Source organism: Shewanella sp. 10N.286.51.B7, from assembly GCF_002873615.1.
In the GTDB taxonomy this organism is placed as follows: Bacteria; Pseudomonadota; Gammaproteobacteria; order Enterobacterales; family Shewanellaceae; genus Shewanella; species Shewanella electrodiphila.
Window position 1 is genome coordinate 60,273 of the sequence record NZ_MCUF01000023.1, and the last position, 9,829, is coordinate 70,101.

Genomic DNA, 9,829 nt, shown 5'->3' on the forward strand with positions numbered 1-9,829 from the left:
TGCCAAGCAGGCTTTACTTACGCTAAATTTAGAGGTCTTTATGTCTCGTAATATTATGTTAATCCCAATTGGGACCGGTGTTGGTTTGACTTCACTGAGCCTTGGGATGGTGCGCGCGCTTGAACGCAAAGGTGTTAAAGTTCAGTTCTTCAAACCAATTGCACAAATTCGCAATGGTGATAACGGCCCAGAACGTTCAACCACTATTTTAAGCCATTCACCGACTGTTAATCCGCTTGAGCCATTTTCAATGGAACATGCTGAGAACTTAATTCGTTCTGAGCAAATCGACGTATTAATGGAGCAAATTATTGCTCGAGCAAGCGAATGTGCAGCCAACACTGAAACGATTGTGATTGAAGGTTTAGTACCGACTCGCACTCACCCTTTCTCTGACGATATCAATTTTGAAATAGCTAAAGCACTTGATGCCGATGTGATTTTCATTGCCACACCAGGTAACGACTCTCCTAACGGGCTAATGAACCGATTAGAGATCGCTTACAACTCATGGGGTGGTCACAAAAACAAACGTCTTATTGGTTCAATTATCAATAAAATTGGCGCACCTGTTGACGATGAAGGACGTGCTCGTCCTGATCTTTCTGAAGTCTTTGATCACGCTGAAGCATCAACTAATGATACGTCTGCAATGTTCCAGCTTCCAGGTAAAAGCCCACTGCGTATTCTAGGTAGTGTGCCATATAACCTCGATTTGGTTTCACCTCGCGCATCTGATTTAGCTAAGCATTTAAATGCTAAAATCATCAATGCTGGTGAAATGAATACTCGTCGTCTGCGTAAAGTGACCTTCTGTGCTCGTAGTATTCCAAACATGGTCACGCACATTCGAACAAACTCTTTACTGGTTACCTCTGGTGATCGTTCTGATGTGATTGTGTCAGCTTGTCTTGCTGCAATGAATGGCGTGAAAATTGGCGCTCTTTTATTAACCGGTGGTTACGAGCCTGAGCCTGAAATCATGGCCTTATGTGAACGCGCTTTTGAAACAGGTTTACCTGTATTCTTAATCGACAGTAACACTTGGCAAACCTCGCTTAATATTCAACGTTTTGATCATGAAGTACCTGTCGATGATGCTGTTCGCATTGATAGCGTTCAAGAATATGTCGCAAGTCATATTGACCAAAGCTGGATTGAAAGCGTGACTCAAAACTCACCACGCGAGCACCGTTTATCACCACCAGCATTTAGATATAAGTTAACTGAGCTTGCTCGCGCAGCAAAGAAAACCATTGTATTGCCTGAAGGTGAAGAACCTAGAACCATTAAAGCTGCATCTATTTGTGCTGAACGTGGCATTGCCCGTTGTGTACTGTTAGGTAACGTTGAAGAAATTTTACGTATCGCTTCATCTCAAGATGTCGTGTTAGGTGAAGGCGTACAAATTATCGATCCTCTAGAGGCTCGAGGTCGTTACGTTGAAGGTATGTTGGAGTTACGTCGCCACAAAGGGCTGACTGAAGTTGTTGCTAAAGAGCAATTAGAAGACAACATGGTACTAGGTACTATGATGCTTGCTCAAGACGAAGTTGATGGCATTGTCTCTGGCGCGGTAAACACCACGGCCAACACGATTCGTCCACCACTACAACTGATTAAAACCGCACCAGGTTCAAGCTTAGTATCATCAATTTTCTTCATGCTAATGCCTGATCAAGTTTTGGTTTACGGTGACTGTGCAATTAACCCAGATCCAAACCCAGATCAACTAGCCGATATTGCGATTCAATCAGCAGAATCTGCAGCGGCATTTGGTATTGAACCACGTGTTGCTATGATCAGTTACTCAACGGGTACTTCTGGTACGGGTTCTGATGTTGATAAAGTACGTGAAGCCACTCGAATCGCGAAAGAGAAGCGTCCTGACTTAATCATCGACGGCCCTTTGCAATACGATGCAGCTGTAATGGAGAATGTCGCTCGCTCTAAAGCACCAGACAGTCCTGTAGCAGGTAAAGCCACAGTATTTGTATTCCCAGACTTAAACACGGGTAACACAACTTACAAAGCGGTTCAGCGTAGTGCAGATCTCATCAGTATTGGCCCAATGCTGCAAGGTATGCGCAAGCCAGTAAACGATTTATCACGTGGCGCTTTAGTCGATGATATCGTTTATACGATTGCATTGACGGCTATTCAAGCCGCTCAAAATGAGCAATAAAAGCTAGTTAACTACCCAGCGCCATAAAATGGAAGCCTGGGAAGACAAAAAAGCACTCTCGTTAACACGTGAGTGCTTTTTTATTGTCTTTGATTCAAGCTGATTATAAAGAAGCTAAACCTAACAAGTTAAAGGCCAAAAACGAGAGTTAACAACTAGAGATTAGAGATTAGAGAATAGAGAATAGAGAATAGAGAGCTAACCTATTATGCAATTCACCAAATTGATTCTCATCTTAATAAACCACTTTCAATTCAAAAGAACACTTCTCATTCCTACAAACCAACAGTCATTTCAATAAGCTTTTATCAACAAATAGGCATTCAGCCGCAGAGTTTGGGTCAAAAAAGTTTCATCATACTTGGGATAAATATCACGTTATTAAACTGAGTTAATAATGGTATTTCAGTAAGTAGTTTTAATATAATTGCAAGGGAAAAAGAGGATAAAAAAGAAGAAATATTGAGATAATCTTAAAAACTTACACAAGTAAACTGAAGGGTGTTATTTTTTAACCACCCCTTAAAATTGTTAAATATTATAACCTTACAAACACGGCTAATAGTATTCAACAAAGTTGTCCACAGATTTTGTGGATAACCCAAAGTTATCCACCAAACTTTATCAGCAAGTCAGGAATGGATAATAATACTTATTTTATAACTACTCTTAAGGTATGACATGTCTCCTTTTATCAGTCAAGATATTTATACAAAATTTGCAAAATCTAGTTTGAAACTTGTTTCTAGCTTCTGAAATAGCGATACTGGCTTATCACGTAGAAACAGCAATAAAATCATGCATAAATATTTTGTCATCTTCAGCTTATTACTCATAACGGCTTGCTCTCCAGCAGAAGACAGTCAACAAGGCAGATTAGAAAAAGCCTTAAGTCCTGAACAGGTCTCCATTGGTTTTTTTACTGCAATCTATGTTGAGCGTGATATAGAGAAAGCCAAAGTCTATGTAAGCCAAGAACTCAAAGATATCATGTCTCATTACCATATCGCTTCTGCGGTACAGCGGCATGTACTCGGTTTGTCTATGACTGACGTCAATATGAGTATTGATGATATCGACATCGACTTCTTTCGAAAATTCACCGACGAGGTTGATGTAAAGGTAAAGATGGAGGGTTTACGTGGTGGTAGCCCTTGGGTAGATGACCGCACCATTAAGCTGGTAAAAAATGGCAAACGTTGGACGATAGTTGAAGTATTAACTGAGAAAGGTCGTATAGACCTATAACATGCACTAGCTTTCATATCGCGTTACTGTGACAACAAGAAGCATTAATAAATGTCATTATTTAGAAATCGTCACAGATAGAACACCGAAGGTTTTAACTGTAAATAATCAAATTTTAAGCATAAAAAAAGCAGCTAGGCTGCTTTTTTTATGCTTGAGAAAGAGCTAATAGTATTAGTTCAATCTACTTATTCTTCATCAGTAGGTAGTGACTCTAGAACGTCATCTTTTACTTGATAATAAGCATTTTCGTATTCATGAACTTCCATAGTAACTCCTATCAACCTAAGGTCGTTTTGTAGGGGGCAAGGAATGTCTATTATTTAGGGGGTGACATTTTCCTTTACAGAGAAGCAGTAGCCATCATTACTTCTTGGTTCTGATTATACCAAGCATATAGTTCCAATCCCACCAATAATTACAAAAAGCTTTCAGAAATGTATGTTCAATTTGTAAATAACTCGTTTTATAGTGCTTTTTAGTAGGGTGAAACTGTAAGTCTTACAAGAAAGATCACGAAAGCAGTATACTTATGTCACATTCAATCATCTCACCACACAATCTACTAACAACAGGTCTTTTTGTTTAAGATAATAAAAAGCGAATAATAGCGTACAGACTATTACTCGCTTAATTATCATTTAGGTGATAAATCTCTGAGTCGTTAAACTTGATTTATGTGCATCACAATCCGTTTTTCTGAAATAGGATAAGCAGTGCCAAGGACTTGGGCGAAACAAGATACGCGGTACTCTTCTATCATCCAACGAGCTTCTAATAAAGACTCAGGAATTGGCTGCATTTTAGGTACTTTAGCCAGCTGCGCTTTAAGCAAGTCGTCCACTTTAGCAATGCTTTGCATGTGCAATCTGTCACGAGTAGGATCAACGGGTAACTTATCTAAGCGGTTTTCAATCGCCTTTAAGTAACGAGCGACATCGGCTAATCGACTCCAGCCACAGTGCTCAACAAAGCCTTTAAATACCAATTTATCCAGCTGGTTATTAATATCACTCATTGCAAAAGCAATATCTAAACTGATCTTGCCTTTTAAACGCTTTTTAATCCGCTGATAAATCGTCAATACTTGCTCAACTTGCAGTGAAATTTGCTCTGCATAGCCGTTTAGCTCTTGTCTAACCCAATCTTTAGCTTGTTCAAATTGAGCTTCATTTCGAACATCTAATTTTTTCTCATCAAGTAGCTGCTGCACCGATGCAGAAATAATGTCGTCAATCAGCAATTGCACTTGCCCGAATGGATTGAAATACATCGCAAGTTTAGCTTTATTTGGCAGCGCCTTTTGTAAATGCTTAACAGGAGACGGTATATTGATCAGTAATAAGCGGCGTAAACCAATACGATGTTGACGCTCAGCTTCAAATTCATCATCAAACAACTTAATTGATACTTGGCTTTTCTCGTCAATTAAAGCCGGATAAGCTTTAACTTCATAATTACCTTTACGTTTTTGATATTGCTTAGGTAAATCACCAAATGACCAAGTGGTTATCTCTTTCTTTTCAATACCATCTTCAGCCACGTTACGAATCGCTTTTGCCACAACGCCTTGTAATTTATCTTTAAGGCTGTCTAAATCGCGCCCTTGATCCACAAGGCGATGCTTATCATCCTCAACTTTGAAGTTAACGGCTAAATGAGCGCTTAACTGAGTTAAATCGAAATCATCACCGCTGATACGAGTACCTGTCATACGAAGTAACTGCTTACACATCGCATCAAGCAAAGGCATCGAAAACGGCTCCATTGCTTGTACACATGCGCGGGCATAATCTGGCGCGGGTACGAAATTACGGCGTAGATTTTTCGGTAGTGACTTAATCAATGCGACAACTTTTTCTTCTCTAAGCCCTGGTACTAACCAATCAAAATCATCAGTGTCGATTTGGTTGATTAACGCCACCGGAATATGCACTGACACACCGTCATCAACAGCTGCTGGCTCAAAGTGATAACTCACTTGTAGCCCTAAATTGGCTTTGTGCCACACTTCAGGGAAATCCAATGCTGAAATATGATCTGCACTGCGCTGCATTAATAAATCTTGATTGAAATCTAATAACTCAGGGTTTTGCTTACGGGCTTCTTTCCACCACTTAAAGAATAATGGCGCGTTATAAATACCCTGCGGGACTAATGGATCATAAAAGTCCACCAACACTTGCTCATCAACCAAGATATCGCGGCGACGAGACTTATGCTCTAGAGACTCGATATCATTCAGCAGTTGCTGATTCTTGATAAAGAAAGGTTCTTTAGTCTGTAATTGCCCTTCAGCTAATGCACTGCGAATAAATATTTCACGTGATTCCACAGGATCGATTGGGCCATATTGCACTCTGCGGCGATTCACCACTGTCAGCCCATAAAGCACTTGATTTTCAAAGGCGATAACACTGGCTGGTTTGGCCTCAAAATGAGGTTCTAAATGGTTTTTCTTAATGAGATGCGCCGCTAATGGTTCTAACCATTCTGGCTGAATTTTGGCGCAGCAACGAGCGAAAAGACGAGACGTTTCGGTCATTTCAGCCGCCATAATCCACTTTGGCCCTTTTTTCGCCAAAGGAGAACCAGGGAATACAAAGAACTTACGATTACGCGCGCCTAAATATTCGTTATTCGCATCTTTAAAACCAATGTGGCTTAACAAACCTGATAATAAGGCTTTGTGCAGGTCGTCATAGCTAGCAGGAGTATCATTTAAACGCCACTTTAAATCATGAACCGCTTGTTTTATTTGAGTGTATAAATCCTGCCATTCACGTACACGCAAATAGGCTAGGTACTCTTCACGACATTGTTTTCTAAACTGGCTTGCTGATAGCTCGTGTTTTTGATCTTTAATATGATCCCAAAGGTTCACCCAACTGACAAAATCTGAGTCCTTGTCGGCATAACGGCGATGACACTCATCGGCGGCTTGCTTCTTTTCAATCGGTCTTTCGCGCGGATCTTGAATCGATAAACCTGAAGCAATCACCATTACCTCATGTAAACAATTCATATCTTTAGCTTCAAGCACCATACGTGCTAAGCGAGGATCTAACGGTATTTTCGCTAAATTACGCCCCAGATTAGTCAATACTAAATCTTTGCGCTTTTGCTTAACGGCTTGCAACTCTTCTAGAAGTAAAAAACCATCACGAATATGTTTTTGTTCTGGCGGCTGAATAAATGGGAAACCAGCAATATCTCCTAAGCCAATCGCGAGCATTTGCAAAATAACTGAAGCAAGATTGGTTCGCAAAATTTCAGGATCGGTAAATTCAGGACGTTGAATAAAGTCAGTTTCATCGTACAGACGAATACAAATACCTGGACCAACACGACCACAACGCCCCTGTCGCTGATTAGCACTGGCTTGTGAAATCGGCTCAATTGGTAAACGTTGTACCTTGGTGCGATAGCTATAACGGCTAATTCGGGCGGTACCTAGGTCAATCACATAGCGAATACCCGGCACGGTTAATGACGTTTCGGCGACGTTAGTTGCTAATACAATACGACGGCCTATGTGACTCTTAAAGACTTTTGATTGCTCGCCATAAGACAGACGCGCATAGAGCGGTAAAATTTCAGTATCGCGATATTTCTGCTTACGCAGCATTTCAGTGGTGTCACGAATTTCTCGCTCACCATTCATGAAAATCAAAATATCGCCTGGGCCTTCAGCAATCAACTCGTCAACCGCTGAGAAAATGCCATCACTGACATCTAAGTCAGCATCGGTATCGCGCACCAATGGACGATATCGGGTTTCTACAGGGAATGTACGGCCCGAGACTTCAATGACGGGCGCATTATTGAAGTGTTTTGAAAAACGTTCGACATCAATAGTTGCCGAAGTAATAATCACTTTTAAGTCGGGACGTTTTTTAAGAACTTGTTTTAGATACCCTAAAATAAAATCAATGTTTAAGCTACGCTCATGGGCTTCATCGATAATAATCGCATCGTACTGATTTAAGAATTTATCTGAGGTCAATTCTGCAAGCAAAATACCGTCAGTCATCAGTTTAACGTAGCTATCTTGACTAATAGAATCAGCAAAACGCACCTTAAAGCCAACAACCTCACCTAGCGGACTATTAATTTCTTCAGCAACGCGATTAGCGACGCTGCGGGCAGCAAGACGCCTAGGTTGGGTATGACCAATTAATCCACGGGTACCTAAGCCCAGCTCTAAACATATTTTTGGTAACTGGGTTGTTTTACCTGAGCCTGTTTCACCCGCAACAATCACCACTTGGTTATTGGCTATCGCATCGGCAATATCGCCGCGTTTTTGTGAAACAGGTAACGCATCTGGATAGGTCACTGCAGGGCTATTTTTAAGCCTTAACTGCGCCTTTTCATAAGCTTGAGTCGCTTGCTCGGTTAACTTTGCTAAGACTTGATCTTTCTTTTCAGACTGAGGCTCTTTATTTAATTGATACAAACGACGACGAATTCTTGCTGCATCGGTTTGATAACAAGAGTTTAGGTATGCTTTAGAGAGCGGGTGTTGGTCCGAATTCAAATCTAATTCCTAGCAAGTATTTCAAAAACTGCGATCCTAGCAAGGAACTAGACTGAATGGTATTAGTTTAAAAAAAACAGCGGCGTAAATACTTAGATTATGCAGGCGTTAAGTAACATTGCTGCATATAGATATTCATTGCTTTGAGTACATCGGTACGATTAATGGTACCGATAACTTTCGAGCCTTGTACTACAGGATAAATTTTCGGTTTAGCACCAAGCATTTGTTCTGCTAACTGTAAAATACTGCCATCAGGTGATGCGGTTAATACATCTGTCTTCATACAATCTTTCACTGTTTCTGTCATATCGCAGTGATAGCTACTTTTAAGCATCACAGATAAACAATCTTGCTGTGATAAAAAGCCCACCAAGGCGCCGTCATTATCAACCACTGCAGCACCTGCTTTATTCTTGCCTAATAAATGTTCCACCGCCGTAGCCAGTGACATATTGGCTTTTAATAAAACTGGCTGACGATCCATATATTCTGAGATTTTGATTGAATCCATAGTGATACCCCTTAAACCTTTACTTGCGCAAGCTACATGAGTTAACAACAAAAGCTAACAACACGCTCTAGTATTATTTTTAGTCTTCATATTGATTGTAGTCAAAATCCTAATAAAGCGATGATTGAATTAATAGATTGTGATATTCGATTAAACCTTTCTTTAACTAAAGCATCTTTGAATGGACAATAAAAAAGCACCAGATAATCTGATGCTTTTTCATTTAGCTAAGCCCAATCCATTCTAACCATTAACGACAGTATGAGCTCATTACTGGTCACGCCAAATCATAATGTTAGCTTGTTCGCCACTTTTTCGAGTCGCGCGGTACATGCCTTCGGTATTGAATGGCGTGGCAATATTACCGCGATGGTCAATAGCAATAACCCCGCCTGTTCCACCAGCTGTGATTAAGCGTTGGTTTATGACTTCATCAGCGGCTTGAATAATCGATTTTTGTTGGTATTTCACTTTAGCGCAAATATCACCTGCCACTTGGTAACGGATGAAATATTCACCATGTCCTGTGGCTGATACTGCACAAACACCATTTTCAGCATAGGTGCCAGCACCAATAACAGGGGCATCACCAATTCGGCCATAGCGTTTGTTTGTCATTCCCCCTGTTGAGGTACCTGCGCTAATGTTGCCTTGTTTATCTAATGCCACAGCGCCCACGGTGCCCACTTTGTATTCTGTGTCTAATTGTTGGTGCGCCGCTTGGTAATCAGCACTACTCTTGGCTTCGGCCATTTTAGCTTTAGCTCGCTGTAATCCTTCATAGCGTTTTTGAGTATTAAAGGTTTCATTAGCAACTAATGGCACTCCTTGGGTTAAAGCAAACTCTTCAGCACCTTGGCCGTACAACATAACGTGCACAGATTCATCCATAACTAATCTTGCCAAATCAATAGGATTTTTTATGTGCTTAACGCCCGCAACTGCGCCTGCATTCATGGTATTACCGTCCATGATAGACGCATCCATTTCATGCTCTTCATTATGGGTATAAACCGCACCTTTACCTGCATTGAAATACGGTGAATCTTCAAGCACATTAATGGCTGTTGTGACTGCTGTAAGGCTTGAACCACCCTTTTCTAGTACCGTGTAGCCAGCATCTACTGCCTCTTTTAATTTGGCACGATAGGCTTGTTCTTGTTCTGGCGTAAAACTGGATTTTTTGATCGTACCAGCCCCACCATGAATGGCTAATGCAAATGGCTTGTCATTATTAGCAAAAGATATACTGGAAAAAAGTGTCATTGAAATAGCGAAAGCGAGCGTTATTGTTTTCATTTTAAGCAAGTCCTTGATCGGTTTGTATCTTTGTAACCATTTC

General features: G+C 40.7%; 5 protein-coding genes. 2 read left to right on the forward strand and 3 right to left on the reverse strand.

Annotated elements, in window-relative coordinates; all coding sequences use genetic code 11:
- Positions 1–40 precede the first annotated feature (40 nt).
- Together pta and BCU84_RS05535 are read left to right on the forward strand one after the other, a co-directional pair.
- Positions 41–2,185, forward strand: coding sequence for a phosphate acetyltransferase (pta, locus tag BCU84_RS05530; RefSeq protein WP_102527100.1), 2,145 nt, complete (start codon positions 41–43; stop codon positions 2,183–2,185).
- Between the two features lie 798 nt (positions 2,186–2,983).
- Positions 2,984–3,433 carry a hypothetical protein gene (locus BCU84_RS05535; RefSeq protein ID WP_102527101.1) on the forward strand — a complete coding sequence of 150 codons (450 nt, stop codon included), beginning with the start codon at positions 2,984–2,986 and terminating at the stop codon, positions 3,431–3,433.
- A 664-nt stretch (positions 3,434–4,097) separates the two neighbouring features.
- Here the strand turns inward: BCU84_RS05535 and hrpA are convergent.
- The 3 genes from hrpA to BCU84_RS05555 all read right to left on the reverse strand — a co-directional run bounded on the left by hrpA (position 4,098) and on the right by BCU84_RS05555 (position 9,753).
- Positions 4,098–7,973 (reverse strand): ATP-dependent RNA helicase HrpA, encoded by a 3,876-nt coding sequence (gene hrpA / locus BCU84_RS05545; protein WP_102527103.1) that lies wholly within the window; start codon positions 7,971–7,973, stop codon positions 4,098–4,100.
- A gap of 97 nt (positions 7,974–8,070) precedes the next feature.
- The gene (locus BCU84_RS05550) at positions 8,071–8,487 is read right to left on the reverse strand and encodes a CBS domain-containing protein (RefSeq protein WP_102527104.1); all 417 of its coding nucleotides are present in this window, start codon (positions 8,485–8,487) and stop codon (positions 8,071–8,073) included.
- 270 nt (positions 8,488–8,757) lie between these two features.
- Complete coding sequence (locus BCU84_RS05555) at positions 8,758–9,753, reverse strand: isoaspartyl peptidase/L-asparaginase (protein ID WP_229370000.1); 996 nt, start codon at positions 9,751–9,753, stop codon at positions 8,758–8,760.
- Positions 9,754–9,829 lie beyond the last annotated feature (76 nt).

Bases quoted from the DNA above. Each gene is read 5' to 3' on its own strand.
- pta (WP_102527100.1), top strand. From the start codon at position 41: ATGTCTCGTAATATTATGTTAATCCCAATTGGGACCGGTGTTGGTTTG.
- BCU84_RS05535 (WP_102527101.1), top strand. From the start codon at position 2,984: ATGCATAAATATTTTGTCATCTTCAGCTTATTACTCATAACGGCTTGC.
- BCU84_RS05550 (WP_102527104.1), bottom strand. From the start codon at position 8,487: ATGGATTCAATCAAAATCTCAGAATATATGGATCGTCAGCCAGTTTTA.
- BCU84_RS05555 (WP_229370000.1), bottom strand. From the start codon at position 9,753: ATGACACTTTTTTCCAGTATATCTTTTGCTAATAATGACAAGCCATTT.